Raw genomic sequence first — 19271 nt, forward strand, 5'->3', positions numbered from 1 at the left:
TCAACTTGTAACAATTTTACCTAGGCTCCACTGGAGCTTCTCCTCTTAATCTCAAATTTTTAATTTCAAATGTTGTTGTGTCAAGACTTCCCCAAAGGGTACATGAATTCGTTTAAAATAGAATTAACAAAAACATGAATAAAAATGAAAATAAGATTCTTCGACAAGACCAGAATGAATCTAAATAAATCGTCAAGCTGAATTCATTTAAAAACAATAATAACTCATGAATAAAAATGAACATATAATTATTAATCAACTTGTAACAATTTTACCTAAGCTCCACTGGAGCTTCTCCTCTTAATCTCAAATTTTTAATTTCAAATGTTTTTGTGTCAAGACTTCCCCAAAGGGTACATGAATTCATTTAAAATAGAATTAACAAAAACATGAATAAAAATGAAAATAAGATTCTTCGACAAGTCCAGAATGACAAAATCTGTTGTTAAAAGTGGATTTGAGTATTGGAAAAAGGATGGAGAAACCGGCATTAAAACTCTCACGTTAAGAAAATATTTGAATGTAACGTTAAAAAGGTTTTAGCCCGTAGGGTTTTTAAAATCTTTAGTGGAATGAGAATATTTTTAGTAGAGAGGTTTACAGCCTTGACTTTTTGGTTACTTTTTTGCTCATTTCCCCGTAGGGCATATGAATACCGATAATTAAAATAGATAAGCTATGAATAAAAAAGTGATAAAAAGAGATTCTTCGATAGGCTCAGAATGACAAAATCCATCACGAAAGAGAACGAAGAAATTAATAAGAAAAAACAAACAAACCTTACTTCAAAATTTTAATTTTGCTTACCACATTACCACATTACCACATTACCACATTACCACATTACCACATTACCACATTACCACATTACCACATTACCACATACTCCCAACATCAAGGCAAGATGAAGGCAAGATGAAGGCAACATAGTGGCAGTAGAGTGGCAATAAAGTTGAGGTAATAAAAAAGAGAAGTTTTACTTCTCTTTTTTATTCATCATTTAAGTTTCTTTGAAGTAATCGATTAGACTTATTTGTTCAAAGACATTCAAAACTAGAGATATTTATAGAACAACAAAGATTACAACAAGTACATTTTATAAAAAGAATGTATAATTTATAAATTATACACTTTTAAACGATTAAGTACTTAATAAACGATTTACGATATAAAATAAAGTATTTTAGTAGTAATCAATAAATCTATACCATGAAAAGAGTTGTAGTGTACACATACATACTCTTTCTACTTCCGCTTATAACAATGGCTAATCAAGTTGATTCCTTAGCCTCAAAAGATAATGCCTATCTAATAGAAAAATTGGATGAATTAGTACATGAAAAGCATCATCCAAATGCGATGATCTATGTGCAAGCGTATATAAGAAATGCTAAAAAAGAAAAGGATAAGCTAAATTTATTTTATGCTTATAAAGAAGGAATCTTTTTTTCAAGTCATTTAAATACTCAAATAGAATATGCAGATAGTGCGATAATTACTGCCCGGAAATTAAAAAACAAAGATTTAATAGCAACAGCTTTATTATCAAAAGGGCTAGCCTATTACAAAGCAAAAGATTATAGAGAGGCGTTACAAAATTATTTATATGCAGATCAGGAGTTAAAATATTCAAAAGACCAATATTTATTACATAAAGTAACATTTAATATGGCAATGATAAAAATCAAATTAAATCAATGTAACCAAGCAGAAGAATTGTTGCTGAAATGTAAAAACTTTTTTCAATCAAAACCAGAGAACAAAGATTACCAAGCCTATTTATTAAATACAATATATCAATTAGCATCTCTCCATCAAGAAGTTGGTAACAAAGCAAAAGCGAAAGAATTGAATCAATTAGGATTAAATAAAAGCAAACTTGAAAATAACGAATTTTTCCATAGATACTTTACGATAAATAAAGCAATTGATGAGTTTTTAAATGATCAATTTGTGACGTCTATTCAATTATTATCAACTAAAGAAGATATTTTAATAAAAACGAATGATTTTAATACACTAACCAAAATTTATTACTACAAAGCAAAGGCATTTGATAAATTGAATAATCAACAACATAAAATAATATATTTTAACAAAATAGATAGTATTTTCAATGAATACAACTTCTTAGAAATTAAATATAGACCGATATACGAAAACATTTTAGAGGAAACATTGGTAGCTTCTGATACGAACAGACAACTATATGTAATCAATCAATTATTAAAAATGGATGAGTTAAATTATAAGCTAGATGCAGAAATGAGTCAAGTTGTATACAAAGAATATGACACAGTGCAATTGCTCAAATTAAAGGAAAAAATATTGAATAAGTCTCAAAAATTATATTACGTATTGGCAGCGTGTTTTACTGGAATAATAGTATTGATCGTAGGAATTGTAAAAACTAGAAATAAAAATAAACATTTAATCGAAAAGTACAATCTGTTTATTGAAGAATCTGCTCAATCAAGTTACACAGAACGGAGAATATCGATTAAAGATGAAGAGGATTTGAATAAAGAAGCATTTGAAAGTTTACTATTAAAATTTGAAGAATTTGAGCGGGACAGAGAATTTTTAAACCCTAATATAACAGTAGTAAGTTTGGCAAAATCATTTTCAACAAACACCACTTATTTATCAAAATGTGTCAATCAGTACAAAGGAATTAATTTTCCTTCTTACATCAATCGGTTGAGAATAAAATTTATTACTGATTTATTACAAGAACAACCACAATACCTTAATTATAGTGTAGGGGCATTAGGAGAAATAGCAGGTTATATGAATCCAAGACAATTTTCAAATGTTTTTTACAGTGAAACGGGCTTGCGTCCCTTAGATTTTATAAAAATTCAAAAACAAAAAAATAAAGAAAGTATATAATGGTTTATTAGTGTAATTTATTGACATACAAGGGCTAAAAAAGACTTAGCTATTGCTTTAAACAGATCGCTATTGCAACTTTACAAAACCATTGCGCAATGGAGATCAATGTTTAATTTAAAATTATAAAAAAATGGCGAAGCAAAAAGGCTTTTTAAAACTTAGAGGTTCAATCGGAGATTTAAACTTCTACAAATCAAAAGATGGTTATATGGTAAGAGAAAAAAGTTCTATAGACCGTAATACCATAATGAGTGATCCGCGATTTCAGCGTACCAGAGAAAATATGCAAGAATTTAAGAATGCAGGTACTGCTGGAAAAACACTACGAAACGCATTCAATGCGATCATAAAAAATGCAAAAGACAGCAAATTATCAAGTCGTCTCACAAAAGTAATGCATGGTATCCTAAAAGAAGATACTACAAATGCTCGTGGGCAAAGAAATGTACACAAAGGAAATCAATTACTGATGAAAGGCTTTGATTTTAATGCAGGTGCAGCGTGGTTGAAAACGGTATTAATTCCTGTACAAGTAGATATAGAACGTACTTCTGGTGAAACAAAATTTACATTAGAAGCATACAAACCCTTAGATGTGATAATAGCACCACAAGGAGCTACCAATTACCGATTTGTAGCAGCTTCTACAGAAATTGATTTTGAGAAGAACGAATTCATTACCAAAACATCGTATACCGATTATTATCCATACGATGAGGTAGAAGTGAATGATGTAGAATTATTGAACAATCTTCCTCCAAATTCAGAACATACAATCGCTTTAGCAATTGGAATCGAATTCTACCAAGAGGTGAATACCGTTTTGTATCCATTAAAAAATGGAAGTTTTAATGCAGCACATTTAATCGAAATCAATTTACCATGATGACAATTGTAGTAGAACGAATGTATTATCCGAATGGTACAAATGGTAGCTTATTCATCAACGATAAGTTTATTTGTTATACGATCGAGTTACCATGGAAGGAGAACGAACCCCGCAATTCATGTATACCAGAAGGATGTTATGCAATCCAAAAGAGAAGCTCACCAAAATTTGGTCAACATTTTCTGATTACAAATGTACCCAATCGTTCATTGATTTTGATTCATCCTGCCAATCATGCAAAAACTGAATTACAAGGATGTATAGCTCCAGTAACCATATTAACAGGTGAAGGGAGAGGAGAGTTATCAAGAAAAGCATTTACAAAACTTAAAACTCTAGTAAATGATAAACTTGATCGTGATCAAAAAGTAAGTTTAAGGATTAAAAGTAAACAACATGACAATTATTAATCGCTTTACAGCACCTACACCTAAATTATTCCAACAACTACGAAATATAGGATTAACCTTAGCTGCAATTGGAGGTGTATTAATTGCTGCTCCTATAGCATTACCAGCAACATTAGTGACGATAGGAGGTTATTTGACCGTAGCAGGAGGAGTAATATCAGCTGTCAGTCAATTGACTGTAAATGACAAGAACCAAAGTAATGATGATGAATAATAGTAATACATCGTTAATTGTTGGAACAATAGGAGGAACAATGACAAGTTTGGTAGCGACCATTCAATGGGAACAACTTGTTTATACGATTTGTATGGGAATAGTAGGAGCAATATGCAGTTATGGAACATCATACTTACTGCATAAGAAAAACAACCCTTACGACGAAGACTAAGTGTTTGATTACAAGTAAGATTTGGAAATCTTATTTTATTGATGTAAATTTTAACAACATTCATTTAAGTTTCATTGAGGTAATGCTAATTATTACAGAAATGAAAAATAACGAATTACAAAGAATGGTGATTTATCCGAAAGATGTATCAATTATTACGGGGAAAGGATATAGGCAAAGTCTTCGATTACTCAATAGAGCCAAGCAATTAATCGGAAAAGATAAAAATGACTTCCTAACTTTTGACGAATTTTTGATTGCTTTTAAGATGAAATCGTAAAACCAAAAATGAAAAAGGTTCTCAATTTTTTAATTGAAAACCTTTTTCTATATAACATAATTTTTAATAAGTATTATTTCCCGATGCAAAAAGTAATTAATATTGATATTCAGGTAGTTAAGTGATTTAGGTAACAAATGGGCAACAAATCTATAGAAATTGTACAGAAAACAAAGGAAAATAACTGATTTTCAGTTAGAAATTTTTAACATAAGAATATAGCCCTAACCCTTCTGATTTTGCTTTCAGATTCAATTCTTGATACAATGGTAACTGATTACAATGTATTTTATTATAGGCTTTTGCAAATCCAAATTTAATCATTTCTTCGTTTATAATCCTTCCATCTTTTAAAATTAAATATCCTAAAGTTCTTCCGTATTTATCTTTCGTATTATCACGTTCTTGAATTAAGGTTACTGGATCATTTATTTGAACTAATGTTTTTAAAAATTCTAATGATTTATAACCTAATTCAATTAATAATCTTCCTGATACAGATGTTTCCAATTCGTCTTGTTTTAGTTTTTTACAAAGTGTTAATTCTGGAGCATCAATACCATAAAATCTAATTTCAATTACTTCGTTCGTAATTAAATCTTTTACAAAAATACCATCTCCATCATTGTATTTTTCAATTTTAAGATGCGTTTTTGAAATTGTCTGACCGATTACATTTAATTGCTTCATATTGCACTATTTAACATTCTGATTATCAATATTTTATATGTAAATTTACGATAATAATTTGTAACTAATTAATATTTAATATTATGGCTAGACAGAGTGGACACATTAAGTATGTTGGAACGTTAGGAGACGTTAGACATTTCAAGATTAAAGGAAACAAAGGTTTCTATGCAGGGTTAAAAGGCGGACCAACTGCACAACAAATTGCAAGCGATCCTGCTTTCGTTCGTACTCGTGAAAATATGAATGAATTTGGTGGTAGTGCTACTACTGGTCGTTCATTTAGAACAAGTATTGCAAATCTAATTCGTAATAATGCTGATAGTCAAGTGACAGGTCGTATTACTGCGGTAATGAAGAAAATTAATTTAGAAGATGGTTCAGAAGCCAGAGGTCAAAGAGCAATTTTAATTACTGCTGCTCCTCAATATTTAGAAGGTTTTGAATTCAATAAGTTTTCTTCTTTAAATGGTGTTTTTAATGCTCCTTACACAATTACTTCAAATGTAGATCGTGATGAGTCAACATTAGCAATTGCACCATTTAATCCATTGGATAATATGTTTATTCCTGCTGGTGCTACGCATTTTAGAATTATCAATGCCATTACGGTTTTATCTGACTTTGCATATAATCCAATTACTAAAACTTACGAACCAAAAGATAACGTAAATAATGGATTGACTGCTACAGCTGATTCGGGTTATTTATCTGTAAATGCAATGACTTCTGCAATTTCTGTTGCTACGACATTACCAGGTTCTCCAACCCTTTCTGCGGATGTTTCGGTAGTTAATATTTTAGCGGTTGAGTTTTACCAAGAAGTAAATGGAAATTATTATTTATTTGCTCAAGGTAATGCAATGAAGGTTGTAAAGATATTCTAATTCATCATTAGAGATTAGAGGTTTCGGAAAATTGGAAAGCCTGCTCGTTTGAGTAGGCTTTTACTTTTTGCATTAATTTTCCTATAATGATTAATCATATATTGAATATGTATTGATTATCTGTTATTTAAACACGAAATAAAGGCTTTTTAACGCCTTTTAATGTATCGGTATAGAATTATTCTTTTAGCTTCGGAAATGAGCTGTAATGTTTCTAAATATTGTCTTTCTTTTTGCTCTAATTCTTTAATGGCTTTTACAGATTTTTTAAACTGGGGTAAATTGGCATTTGCTTGTATTAATCCGTTTTTGATGATGGATTTACAATCGTTAATAGTTACAAATAAAATCACTGATCCTTTCAAATAATTGTAGTAGGATTTAGATTTGAATAATCCATCGCACAGGGTTTTGAAAAATTGCTTTTCTTCTTCGGAATTTGTACTTAATACAAAGCAATTTGCACAAGGTTCATCTAATGGTTTGCCACTGTTTTTACCTTTGTTCAGAATGTAAAATTCAAATTGTGATTTTTGATTCTTTGGGCTGAAAGTTTTTAATTCAAATTTTTGCATAATACGAGCTTTAAAATTTATTGCTCGCTCACGCTTCGCATCATTTTTTCAAAAGAAAACAGAAAAAAAAACGGAAAAAAAAGAAAAAGAAAGCCGATTAAAAGGCTGGTGAGGCAAAGCAGTCAAGGTTTTTGGATAAAAAATACAACCTGTATAGGTGGAGATTTTTTATCCAAAACCCGTAGGGCTTGACCTTTACGGCTTTGTGCGTTAGCAGTACCGAAACAGCCTAACTTGCTTTCCTTTTTATTTTTTGAAATATGATGTGATTGCCTCATCTTCTAAAGGATGACTGATGAAAAAATGTGCAGAAGCTGTTTTCCTTTTCCAACTTAAAAGTTGATTTATTGGATAATATTTTCAGCACTTATTCTCTAACATATCGTCTTGTTAATTCGAATGAGTTGGAAATACTGGGTAGTATTTGATTAAGATATTTCCTAACATTTCGTCTTGTGGTAAACTTTGAGTTCTTGGTACTACCTCTCACAACTCTTGGGGCAATTAACTCCAGAAAAAAATAAACTATACCAAAATCAAATGTGGAAATGGTGCTGTGGCAAGTGTAGTGAATGCCTGAGAATGAATTATTGCTTACCTCTTTCAAAAAGGAGCAGGCAAAATGCGAACTGCAAGTTTACAAAGATTGCGAAGTTTGCAAAGCAAGCAATAGTAATTTGTAGACTGTGTGTGAGCATCTGCCTGCGACCACTATAAACAAAGCAATATGAATGGAAAGGCTGAACTACTCTTGCAGCACCATTTAGGCGATGTGGGTGCTATGTAATGAAATGGAATAGCATCCTACAAAAGCCGACACCACTAAAAAATCATAGTTTAATTTTTTTCTGACCATTGATAAGGGTGGCGGGGAGTTGTGGAAATAAAACGGCTTTTCTTAAATGCAGAAACGTTCAAATTAGCACGAACACCTTTGGTACTGGCTATTTTACATAACGTTATTATAGGGGGCTTGACCCCGTTAGCCCAATAGGGACTATAATGCCACGTTATGTAACTTAGCTTACGCCAATTTTAGTACTGGCATAAGCGAAACGGTGGTGGTGGTTGGAGTGTAGCGTTTTTTTGCTTGTGAAATGAGGAGGCTTGCTCTTTGCTTAGTAAGGTACGAAACTAAGCAATGTGCAATAAAGCCGACGAATGAACATTGCAAAAAATATGACAGTATAAAATGGCGGCAGTACCATAGATTAGAATGGACAAACCTTCAATTTAACCGAAATTAAAAGCCGTTTTATTTCATAATTATTTCTAATATTCTAGTTAAAAAAAAATCCCGAATTATATCGGAATTTAAGTTTATTTCCAAATTTACTTAACTTTTTTTACTTGATCTTCTTTACTTGGTCTTTGTTGCCAGGCTAATTTGCAATAGGAATTATTATTAGGAATTAGAATAAATGTTGCTCCTTTAAGAAGTTTTTCCTCTTTAATTAATCTTATTTTCCAATTTGGAATGTTAGATGGAAAATTATAGTCATTAATAATGTTCTTTAGACTTCCTTTTTGAACTAATTGTATTAATAATTCCTTTAAATAGTCTCTCTTCCAATTTTTATCTAACGAAAATCCTTTTAGATCATTATACTTCCCTAATAACCATCTTTTATGACTATCAAAACTGTGTGACCAACTACCCCAAACTTCGTAATAATCATTATTACCAATAGTTAGAAAGGCTCTTTTAAAATCATCTGGAAGTACGGTTTCTAAATTGTTGAAATGACTAATAATAGTATTAAAGACATCATGAAATTTATTATTATCAAATGTTGAAACTAGAGGTTCATTATCAATATCATAATCTATACAATACAAAGCAAAATCAATTTGACCTTTGCAAAAATTAGTATCCTCAGTATCCTGAATAATTTGTTTTGCGTCGGGATATGAAACTATTATTTTAGCTTTTTGAATTTCTTCTTTGACTTGTTTTTGAGCATGACCTGCATTAACACCATTTTCAGATAGGTATTTGTATATATTGGAAGATCCAATAGAAATTTCGTGTACTAAATTTATAGCTGAAATAAACGTTGCAGCGCTATCTATCGTTGAGTTCTCTACTATATTTCTAACAACACGCATCCAATCGTTATAGGTATTTTCATTAAATTCTCCATTTAATAAATATGCGGTTTGAGCGTAAAATACAACCCTATTTTGCCATTCTGATTTATCATTATTAATTAAGTCTTGGAATAATGTATTTTCGCAATATTTCCATAAATCAATATTTGCTTTTAGATCTGAAAAATTCTTTTGTGTATATAGATTTAAACAATCTACGAGATAATCAAAAGATTCTTTATTTGGAAAATCTGTTGCATTAATTTCATTAGCATTATTAAACAAAGTAGTAATTCTTCGTTCTATTCTCTCTCTTTTTATTACATTTTCTGAAATATTTTTGGACTTACTTTTTTCTGAAAGTTCATTTCTAACCTTTTCCTCTTTGTCTTTATCCGCAATTATTTCTAAATTTTGTGCATAAAAACATATTGCTATTCCTGTGATAAAATTAGTTAAACTATCATCTATTTTATATTCAATAGTTTCCTCCCCAGTGTCAGAAATACGCTTAATTTCTTTTCTGTATTTCCAAAATAAATCAGTCCAAGTCGTATCTATTTTATGAGCAAACATTTCTTGGGGATTGATACTATCTTTTTCCCAAGCGTTATCTTTAATATGTTTTTCAAGACGAGATTTAAAATTTTCAAATGGGGTTAATGCTTTACCACGAGCATTCATTTTTATATACAAATCGTCAGAAAGACCAAAATTTTCTAATTTGATATAAAGAAAAGTAATTGGTCGAGTTACCTCATTCGTTAATTTTGTCCAAAAATCAGAACTATTTTGAAATTTAGCATGAATAGCATCAATCATTATCAACATAGAAGAAATCGTAGGATCATTTTCCCACGAAATAACAAACCAAGCGGCGTTTTTTATTGTTGCTGATAACTGATTTTCTTTAGTAACACCTAATTTTTCATTTATAGGAAGTAAGTTATTATAATCAATACTTTTATTAATTAATTCTATACAAAATTCGTGAGAGCTTGTACGTGTTTCATAAGTGAACTTCAATAGTCGTTCCTTAGCTTCATCTAATACACCTTCTTTTGTTGCTATAAACCAATGCAAAAGAAATAGAGTTGTTAATCTTTGCTGACCATCTAACGGTTGCAATACTTTTTTTATCTCGCTACCATATACGAAGTCTAATTCAATTGGTGTATAAAGTAAAGCTCTTTTTATTGCCTCTAAAAAATTGTTTCTTATCTTTTCTTTCTTAACTCTACCTTGAGCATAATCTCTTTGTATAATAGGTATTTCAACTTTACGACTATCTAATAACTGCCAAAAGCTTAGTTTTTCAAATGTATATTCATTCATCATTTTAATCGTTTTGCGTTGGTAAATAGTCCTTTAATATTTGACTAATATTCGTGTAATAAGCATTTCTATCTATTTCTGACCATTGACCTAATTGTTTTAATTCATCAGAATAATACTTCATGAAAACATTTCTTGAACATATAGGAATGAAAGTGCCTTTTTTCTCTTGTTCAATAATTTTCTTCCTTTTCTTTTTAAATGAATCATTTTTATACGAACGATTTGTGCCTCTATCCAATAGACATAAATTACGTAAAGAATCATCTTCTTCACCTAATACATATTCAATCAATTCTTGGAAATTATCATCTTTTTTAATTGATTGCCTATTAATCAAACTAGTGATTCTATTATTTAAATCTTCGTTGTTATGCACAATTACATCTTTTTCAAAGTTTTCGGATAACCAATTTCTTTGCTCTTCTATGTCATCTTTTACTTTAGCATCTGATGCCTTCGCATGGATATGTTCAATATCCCATTTTTCGTTCTTGTATCGATTAAATGGAAAACGTGAGTTTTCTTTAGTATTGTTCAACATTGTTTGAATGTTGTGTAGTAACAAAAGCGGTCTAACTTGTTTATTACCATATTGAATATTTTCAAGCTGTATATTAGAAAACTTATTACTTATTTCTTCTTCAATAAATGCTATAAATTCAGTTTTACTTTGTAATTGTGATTTTTTAATTAGTTGTTTAATATCATGACCAATGGTAATGAGAAACCCTATTTTATGATACAATTCTCTATTATTGAACCAATCTTGTAAAGTTTGAAAACAGCGTTTTACATCTTTCCAATTGTTATTAATTTCATTTTCAGATTTGACTTTGAATTTTTCAGCATATTTTCGGAAAGTGTAATATGTATCATCTGTTTCCTTATAGTATTCCTCAAAATCCTTAAAGTCTTTATTTTTTTTGTTTTTAACCTTTGGTAATCCTACTATCAATTCAAAAATAAATTCAATCCGAGTATCTTTTTCATTATCGTCTTTATTGATAAACCACCAGAACTCTTCATTATGTAGTGTAGTTTCAATAAAATCCCACTCGTTCGAAATTTCTAGTTGTTTTAAACGGATTTTGTCAGCAATTGCATTTTGTTCTTCTTCATTTTTACCATCTTTGTTTTTAAAGTTTGAACTATTTAGAAATAATGCTTTGATTAATTCGGCATTCGTCAACGGAATTTTCCCACTGTTTATACGAGTGAAAATTTCCACAGCATCCTCTTCATTAGAGTCATACCAGATTACTTTTGTTTTTCTCAAAAATGGAGTAATAAATTCTGAACTTACAGAACTATAAATGCTTGCTTTATTCTTGAACCATTTTTTTATTGCTTCAAATGCCTTGTATATATGGTAATAATCAATATTGTCTAAAGCCTCGTTTTCAGTTTTTTGCTCTACTTTATTTAAAAAATCTTTACTATTAGATTTAGTCGTATTTCTTGTTTCATACTCTAGTTGAAAAGTTTTTACGTCACTTTCAATAAATTTTTCTAGATATTTCAAAATAAGAAAAATAGTTGTCAAACGTTGTTGACCATCAATAACATCTTTTCTTTCATCCTGTTGTTTAATTACAATTGGTTGTAAACAATACCATTCTTCTTTAGTTGGATCGGATTCTATGAAATCCCAAATATCATTTAATAAATCTGTGACTTGTTTTTCTGTCCATCTATAACCTCTTTGGTATGATGGAATAAAGAAATTATATTGGAGAAATTCATTAATTGGCTTGATAGATATGCTACTCATTTTTTAATAAATGTAATTTTCATAAATGTATTAAAACATAAGTAATGATTTTAACACTTTATTGATTTTTTAATTGTTTGTTTTGAATTACAAAAACCACAGGTTGTTTTTTCCGAAGTCGGGTAATTTGTCGCCTTCGAAGTGTGGGAATATTTGTGCTACCATTTCTGGGTATTTGATGGTTACAGGTAAGTTTTGTTGCTTTACTGATTTCCAATACATTCTGCTGAATTGATAGACTTGGTCTATTAATTCTTTTACGTTGTTGACGTTCTCTAAATAGTCTTTGTCTGTACAGTATAATGCTAGTTTTACTGGAAATGGATATGCTATTGGTTTGCCTTCTACTGAATATCTTGTGTTGTTATACAAAAGGTATTTGAGTTTGCTTATTTGCAATATCGTACCACTTATTGGCATTAATTCTGGTGAATTGGTATCAAATGCTACATAATCTGATGATTCTGTTTTGTTGATAGAAATAATAATGATTGGAATATCTAGGTTTAATCGTTTTAATGTTTGCTGTATAGGGTCTATTTCATCCTTTCCTATTGGTTTGTAATAATGAATGATTAATCGTTCGGCTTGGTTATTATTATCTATAACAAATTTTAGCACCTGCTTTCCTATTGCACCTGCTATTAAATCTATTTCGTTGTTTCTGAAACAATCAAATCCTTTGAATTCTCCTTTGTTATTAAAACAGAATGCACTGCCCACATAACGTGTGTTGAATTGAGCCGATTTGAAAGCTCCTACACCAATGATTAACTCCTGCTTTAGCTCTCTATCCAAACGCCAAGGAATACCGTCTATTTTGGCTAATAAAGCGGGTGTAATGTTCTCTAAGAATGCTCCGAAATAATTGTTTTTGATGCTTTCTTTATAAATCACTTGTGAGGAAATATCTTGTTTTAATAATTCTTCTTTAATTTGATAGTAAAGTTTTACATCTTGATTTGATTCTTTGTGTACAGGACTTATATAAATGGCTACATATCGTGTATCGGGTTCTTTTTTGAAATGTATGAGATGTTGCTTTAATTCTACTAAAGCTGTTTTAATATCCTTATACGCTAAGCTGGTGTCTTTATCCATATGGAATGGTTGACAAATATGTTTAGCCAATGGAGGAAAAAAGGTTTTATATCCTTTTGTAAAATAGTCGTATAATGGAATTACATATTCTTGTCTATCAGGCTGATGATATATAAAAAAGAACTTCACGTGTTGATGTAGGCTTGGTTGATAAGGACCAAACTTTTTGATGCCAATTTTTGGATCTATTTCGCTATTTGTGCCAAACCTTAAATTATTGGAATGGTAATGCGTAGCATATACCTTTTCGGCTGGTATTGGGTAAAAGTTATCTGATGGATTTATAAAACTTAATGTACTGCTGTTTACATATTTCTTCTTAAAATCATTGATTAACTGATAATAGGTTTTGTATCTGTTGGTTGATTTATCAATCGTATGTTCTATTCCTAAAATGTTTTTTAGTCCGATGTTTAGCACTGGATATACTTCTTCCAAATGTAATTTAGCTTCGTTATGTAGCTTATCAAAACTTAAAATCTCGTTTCTGAATATTACTTTTTTGAAATGATGGGTTGGAATATTAAATGTGTTGATGGATTGTGTCGCCACTTTAGATACGCCATCATACGCTATTAATAAAGCTAGGCTATTGATGAGGTATGAATATTCTATTTTTAACGTGTATTTATCGTAAGTGGTGTACCCTGTTTTAGATAGTGAGGTGTTTTTAATCCAAACTTCGATGTCTTTTACAAAGTTTAGTTTTACCGCATCTACCATTGGTGAAATATAACGCAAAAGCTGTTGCGTATAAAAGTGTTTGGCAAATTTGGTTGATTTGGATAAATCTATGGTTGTAGTGAATGCAGCATCTTGCCCAATTTCAAAGGAAGTATAGTAGTATTGACTTGTTATCTCCTCTTTGTGATTGTCCCAAATTTCGCAAGGTAATTCGCTTCTGTGTAATGGATATGAACCTTCGAACTTCTCTGTATAAAAGCTACATTGTAAAGTAGCGTTATTGATTTCTAATGGTATTAGGTTTATCGTTAGTTGCTGCATATTTCATCGTAATTAATTAGAGTTATCGGTACTGAATGTATACAACTAACTTACAATATTTTAGGGAAATAAAAAAGGAGCAAATTTTTGCTCCTTTTAGAAATATTTATACTAATAATTTTTACTAAAAATCAAATACGGTTCCGAATACTCATCCCAGATAAATGAATTTAATTCTGCGTTGAATTTTAATGATTCTTTGTATAAATCTATGCTTAGGGAAGATGTACAATGAAATTGCTTATTTAATTCGTATAAACCTTGCTTGGGTCTATTGAGTATATTAGCTTCAATAAACATTGGTATAACGCTATATAATCCAATTTCAGTGGCTCTATTTCCACCATATACATTGGAAATGCTTTTAGAAATCGTTTCTGTATTGACTAAGTCTTGTACCGCTAAATATTTACCGAAAGTACGTAATACGTCAAATGAAAATGGGAACGATGCATTTAATAAAGCAATTAATATTAAGTTTCGGTCATCTTTTCTTTTCAAAACATTCAAAATCTCTTCTTTATGTTGATCTACATAAGGTACTAAGGGATTTTTTAAAATTATTTTATTGATGATTCGTAATGACTTTTTAATTCTATTCTCTCCTGTAAAATCAAGGTGTAATTGTTCTAAGATATATTGCTCATCATACTCCCCACCAAGATAGCTCTGTAATGCAACATGTAAAGCATCTAAAGGTATACGCTGATTGATATCTATTGATTTACTCTTCATTATTTTTAATTTCTATAAATGGAATAAGCACTTCTAAAACATGTGCTCCTCCATGCGTTACTAAAGTTTCTTTGTTAGAGAAGCTTAGGTTATTTTTAAAATAGAGTGCATTCTCTTCAGATACTACAAAATTTATAAGTTCTGGGTTATTATTGAATAGTTCATCTTTTAACCAGGTATCTGTATATTCAATATGTCTTTCGCTTCGACTACCTGATTTATTGGTACCTAATTTTTCCTTCCCCACTAATGATCTCCAAGATTTAGCTTCTATATTGCCGTGATCGGTTGTCAAAAATACTTTAAAATTGTTTTTTATTAATAGCTCTATGTCATTAAATAGTGATGTTTTCTCTATCCAATTCATTGTCAAATCATATAAATCCTTATAATCATCGGAACTGTGCATTTTATCGTCTAACTCTTTATATACAACCGCAATTTTAGAATAGTTTAGGTTATTTTCTTCTAAGCTTTCACTATGAAAATAGGTGATTTGATGCTTAGGAATTCCCTTTGATATCCAATAGTTCTCCCACATTTTTCTTTCATTTGCAGGAGCCTGTTTATATTCCACTAAAGGATTAGATCCTCTGAAAATTGCTTGTCTTGAAAGTTGTGTAATAGAAGGAATCCACGAATAAATGGTTTGCTCAGTAGCTTCAACATCTAACTTTTCTTTCAGCAATACATATTGCCAATAGGCTAATCCATCGACTACAATTAATGCTATTTTGTCCTTTATATAATTAAAAGCTAAATGATCTAAAACTTTAGATACTATTTTAGGTTTCTTTACAGCACTCGAATTTTTAATGTGCTTATAATTCACTTCCAATTCTACTTGGAAAGATTCATTTACTTCTGTAATTAGTTCGGCATACTTATTTAAAGTTCCCTTTTTGATAGTTCTTTTGATTAACTCAGCTATATCACGTGCAATGGTATTCCAATTAATGGGTGTATCTGCTAGTGTTTCTTTAATAATTTCAACTAATTGATTTTCTTGTTCGTCCTCGTTTTCTATGAGGCTTTCTGAACGTAATTTTTCAATTAATTTTACAGTATCTGCTTTATTTAATGGAATAAAAACCTCTTGTTTGAAAATTTTATTCAATAATTTTATATCTAAATCCTTTATAGATGGTACATGTAAAAAATTGAAATAATGCTCTAAAGACCATATTAATGCAGAAGAATTTGCTGTAATATCTGGTAAAAAACCATTATTATCTTCACTGATCAAAACACAATATTCTTCCTCATTTCTCAATTCATATTGGATGCGTAACTCTAAATTGGTTCCACATACTACTTCAATACCAAAATTCTTTAAAGCAGCAATGATATCTTTACGTTTTAAAAATCCATCAGAATTTTCGACACGAAGAACTTTTGAATGATAAGATTTTAAATCCTTTGCGATTTGGTATATGAAATTATTCTCCATCTATGCGTATTGTCATCAATAATTTAGAACCAGGAATAACATTACGATATTCTTTCATTTTTGATAACCAGTTGTTGTGTTCTTGGTCTAAACGTTTTAGTTTAGATTCTCTAATGTTTTCAATTCCTATTTTCTCAATTCTTCTTTTTTGTACGTTGTAAGCGTTTTCTTTATTTTTTAATTTTTTATCCAAATTTTCAATCAATTCCGCTTCTAATTTTTTGAATGTTTCGTATAATACCTCATTCACTTTATTTTGGATATCTTGCCAATTCTCAGGGTGTAAAGTAGATTGAAACGAAAAATTATCGTTTAAGCCCATTAATCTTGACCAAATATCGTTGGCATAAGCCGTATATTGTTTGCCATTATCTGCCACAAAACAACTGATGTAATCTAACTTTTGATCTAACTGATTTTTAGCACTTACTTGCCACAAACTCCAATACCCAGAAGTTTCATCTGATTCTTTCGATTTTACAACAGGAATTCCTTTCTCGATAGAAAATTCCAAAAGTTGATTTAATAAACTTCTTACAGTGTCATGCTGTAAGGTAATATGCTCTACATCTGGATTATTTAAAGCTACTTCTGGATCAAAAGTAATTTTCTTCTTTTGCCCATTTTCACCTAAAATAGCATAGCCTAAAGTCGTTGTGGTATAAGAAGTTCCTTTAATTTGCGCATAAGTGGTATATAAATTTTCTAACCAAATAGGCAATGGACTGTGTTTTACATCCGCTGCTTTTTTATACTCAATTTCTTCTTCTTGAACTAAAGGTAAAATGCCTTCTGTAGATTTAAACTCTTTTAATTTACTTTTAATTTCAAGCATCCATTTATCACTTGCAAAATCAAATCGTTCTGGGTTTAATAAACTTTGTAAATACAATTGATTGACCTTTTTCATATCAATTGCTGAATCCAATACATCCGATGATTTATCAATCCCAAATTGTTCTAAAATATTGGTAAGCTTCTCTTCAATTACCTCATAAACTCTTTGGTCTACACTGTTGTTGGTTAGTAAATTGAAAGCTTGTACAGGATGTTTTTGTCCGATACGGTCTACACGACCAATACGTTGTTCGATCATCATGGGATTCCAAGGTAAATCGTAATTGAAAATCACGTGGCAAAATTGCATGTTCAACGATTCCCCCGCAGCATCTGTTGCTATAAGAATTTGTTTATCTGCTTTAAAAGAAACCAGCGCCCGTTTACGATCATCTAAATCTTGACCTCCGTTTATAAATGCCACTTGATATCCTTTTTTAGAAAAAATATCCACTAACATTTTTTGTGTCGTTCTAAATTCTGTAAACACCAAAATCTTAAGATTAGTGTCGTTTTTTTCCTGTTGTAAGGCTTCAAATTTCTTTAATAGCGCTTCTGCTTTGGCATCAATTTCTGTTGCTAAACATTCTTTTGCTTGAGTGATTAATTGAACTAAAATCGCTTCTTCATCTTCTAAACCTTCTGAAGCATTAAAATAGATTCCTTCAAAATCTAAGTCGATTAATTCTTCTTCAGTAGCCGTTTCATAATCATCAGACCAATCGTTATCTGCCTCTAACAAATTATTTTGCAAACGGTATAATCTCTTTTCCATTGCTGATAGAATGGCTAAAGTAGAACTGCTTACTAAACGTTGGAACAGAATCATAATCAAGCCCGTCGCCTTATTCTTAGAACGTTTAGCGGTATTGAATCCTTTGATGACATATTGGGTAACGGCTTCGTACAATGCCATTTGTTTGGCATGTTTGTTTATATCCAGCAACACATCCAATTTGTAGGTAAATCGTTCGTTGAACAATTTGTTCCCTTCGTAATCGACTGCATTTCTTTTTTCTGTACGAATCACGTATTGTTCTAGTTCTGAAATTTCAGGTAAACCATCACCAGCAAAGGCATCCGGATCTAATAATTGTAAAATACGTCTGAAATGATCTGCTTTCCCTCTATGTGGGGTTGCCGTTAATAACAAAACATTTGGTACAGCGTTGCATAATTCTTGCGCCAATACATACCTTGAAACTAAGGCATTGGCTCCACCCATTTTGTGCGCTTCATCTATAATCACCAAATCGAAATCGGCATTCAGAACCGCATCCATACGGTAACGGTTGTATTCGTCTATGCGTTCTTGTGTCCAGCCTTGTCTACGGTCTAATGGTTTTAACGCATCGGTAGAAACAATGACTTGATGGTGTTGACGCCAAAAGTTAAATTCTTCATCGGCGTTGATGTTTGAAAAAGTACGTGCTAAAGAAGTAATCATTTCTGAATCGTAGATATGGAATACCTCGTTAAAATGCTCTTTTAACTCGGCTTGCCATTGCAGCATAGACGACTTGGGAACGATAACCAATACCCGTTTGATTTCGCCTCTTAGTTTTAATTCCTTAAGGATTAAGCCCGTTTCTATGGTTTTTCCCATTCCCACTTCGTCTGCTAGCATGAAACGATTTTGTTCGGCTTGCATTACTTTCTCTAACACTAAGATTTGATGTGGCAAAGGCACCAAGCTGCTTTCGTAAGGTGCAAGGATATTTTTCTTGGCTACCTCATCCTTTATTTTAGCTGCCAAAGCCACATAACGAATATGTGGCAGGTGAATAGTTTGCTCGTCTTCTTGTAGTTCTTGAAAAGGAACTTCTATGAATGTGTTATTTTCTAAAAGACGTATCCAGGCAATTTTATGCCCGAATACCTCTTTTGTCCCTATGAGTTCGCATGGTTGGTTTTGATACAGCATCGTA

The 19271-nt window shown here is 30.9% G+C and carries 15 protein-coding genes; 7 read left to right on the forward strand and 8 right to left on the reverse strand.

Annotated features, from left to right (window positions below; translation table 11 throughout):
• The first annotated feature begins 1263 nt into the window (after positions 1-1263).
• The 6 genes from B4J88_RS06635 to B4J88_RS06660 all read left to right on the forward strand — a co-directional run bounded on the left by B4J88_RS06635 (position 1264) and on the right by B4J88_RS06660 (position 4863).
• Entirely contained in the window at positions 1264-2892 is a 1629-nt protein-coding gene (locus tag B4J88_RS06635) for a helix-turn-helix domain-containing protein (protein ID WP_181816306.1), read from the forward strand.
• Positions 2893-3025: 133 nt separating this feature from the next.
• Positions 3026-3781: a hypothetical protein gene (locus tag B4J88_RS06640; protein ID WP_115000472.1), complete on the forward strand. Its 756-nt coding sequence runs from the start codon at positions 3026-3028 to the stop codon at positions 3779-3781.
• Positions 3778-4194: a DUF5675 family protein gene (locus B4J88_RS06645; RefSeq protein WP_306822320.1), complete on the forward strand. Its 417-nt coding sequence runs from the start codon at positions 3778-3780 to the stop codon at positions 4192-4194. The genes B4J88_RS06640 and B4J88_RS06645 overlap by 4 nt, the downstream gene beginning before the upstream one ends.
• Positions 4181-4408, forward strand: coding sequence for a hypothetical protein (locus B4J88_RS06650; protein ID WP_115000470.1), 228 nt, complete (start codon positions 4181-4183; stop codon positions 4406-4408). The genes B4J88_RS06645 and B4J88_RS06650 overlap by 14 nt, the downstream gene beginning before the upstream one ends.
• Entirely contained in the window at positions 4377-4583 is a 207-nt protein-coding gene (locus B4J88_RS06655) for a hypothetical protein (RefSeq protein ID WP_147279992.1), read from the forward strand. The genes B4J88_RS06650 and B4J88_RS06655 overlap by 32 nt, the downstream gene beginning before the upstream one ends.
• A gap of 100 nt (positions 4584-4683) precedes the next feature.
• Positions 4684-4863, forward strand: coding sequence for a hypothetical protein (locus B4J88_RS06660; RefSeq protein WP_115002051.1), 180 nt, complete (start codon positions 4684-4686; stop codon positions 4861-4863).
• 195 nt (positions 4864-5058) lie between these two features.
• Here the strand turns inward: B4J88_RS06660 and B4J88_RS06665 are convergent, their stop codons facing one another.
• Positions 5059-5553 carry a thermonuclease family protein gene (locus tag B4J88_RS06665; protein ID WP_291066938.1) on the reverse strand — a complete coding sequence of 165 codons (495 nt, stop codon included), beginning with the start codon at positions 5551-5553 and terminating at the stop codon, positions 5059-5061.
• Positions 5554-5636: 83 nt separating this feature from the next.
• Between B4J88_RS06665 and B4J88_RS06670 the strand changes: the two genes are divergently transcribed.
• Complete coding sequence (locus B4J88_RS06670) at positions 5637-6440, forward strand: hypothetical protein (protein ID WP_115000220.1); 804 nt, start codon at positions 5637-5639, stop codon at positions 6438-6440.
• Positions 6441-6589: 149 nt separating this feature from the next.
• On the opposite strand, the gene B4J88_RS06675 is transcribed toward B4J88_RS06670, so the two are convergent.
• From B4J88_RS06675 to B4J88_RS06705, 7 genes are all read right to left on the reverse strand, one after another.
• Positions 6590-7015 (reverse strand): DUF6943 family protein, encoded by a 426-nt coding sequence (locus B4J88_RS06675; protein ID WP_115000222.1) that lies wholly within the window; start codon positions 7013-7015, stop codon positions 6590-6592.
• A gap of 1332 nt (positions 7016-8347) precedes the next feature.
• Positions 8348-10441, reverse strand: a complete 2094-nt coding sequence (locus B4J88_RS06680; protein ID WP_291066941.1) for a DUF262 domain-containing protein — start codon at positions 10439-10441, stop codon at positions 8348-8350.
• A 4-nt stretch (positions 10442-10445) separates the two neighbouring features.
• Entirely contained in the window at positions 10446-12215 is a 1770-nt protein-coding gene (locus B4J88_RS06685) for a DUF262 domain-containing protein (RefSeq protein ID WP_291066943.1), read from the reverse strand.
• Positions 12216-12302: 87 nt separating this feature from the next.
• Positions 12303-14321: a Piwi domain-containing protein gene (locus B4J88_RS06690; RefSeq protein ID WP_291066945.1), complete on the reverse strand. Its 2019-nt coding sequence runs from the start codon at positions 14319-14321 to the stop codon at positions 12303-12305.
• A gap of 111 nt (positions 14322-14432) precedes the next feature.
• Positions 14433-15056: a hypothetical protein gene (locus tag B4J88_RS06695; RefSeq protein ID WP_280050238.1), complete on the reverse strand. Its 624-nt coding sequence runs from the start codon at positions 15054-15056 to the stop codon at positions 14433-14435.
• The gene (locus B4J88_RS06700) at positions 15046-16506 is read right to left on the reverse strand and encodes a PglZ domain-containing protein (RefSeq protein WP_280050240.1); all 1461 of its coding nucleotides are present in this window, start codon (positions 16504-16506) and stop codon (positions 15046-15048) included. The genes B4J88_RS06695 and B4J88_RS06700 overlap by 11 nt, the downstream gene beginning before the upstream one ends.
• Positions 16496-19267 (reverse strand): helicase-related protein, encoded by a 2772-nt coding sequence (locus B4J88_RS06705; protein WP_291066949.1) that lies wholly within the window; start codon positions 19265-19267, stop codon positions 16496-16498. Before B4J88_RS06705 ends, B4J88_RS06700 begins: the two co-directional genes overlap by 11 nt.
• Positions 19268-19271: the final 4 nt, after the last annotated feature.

The organism is Empedobacter sp. UBA5036 (genome assembly GCF_002415215.1).
Classification (GTDB): domain Bacteria; phylum Bacteroidota; class Bacteroidia; order Flavobacteriales; family Weeksellaceae; genus Empedobacter; species Empedobacter falsenii_B.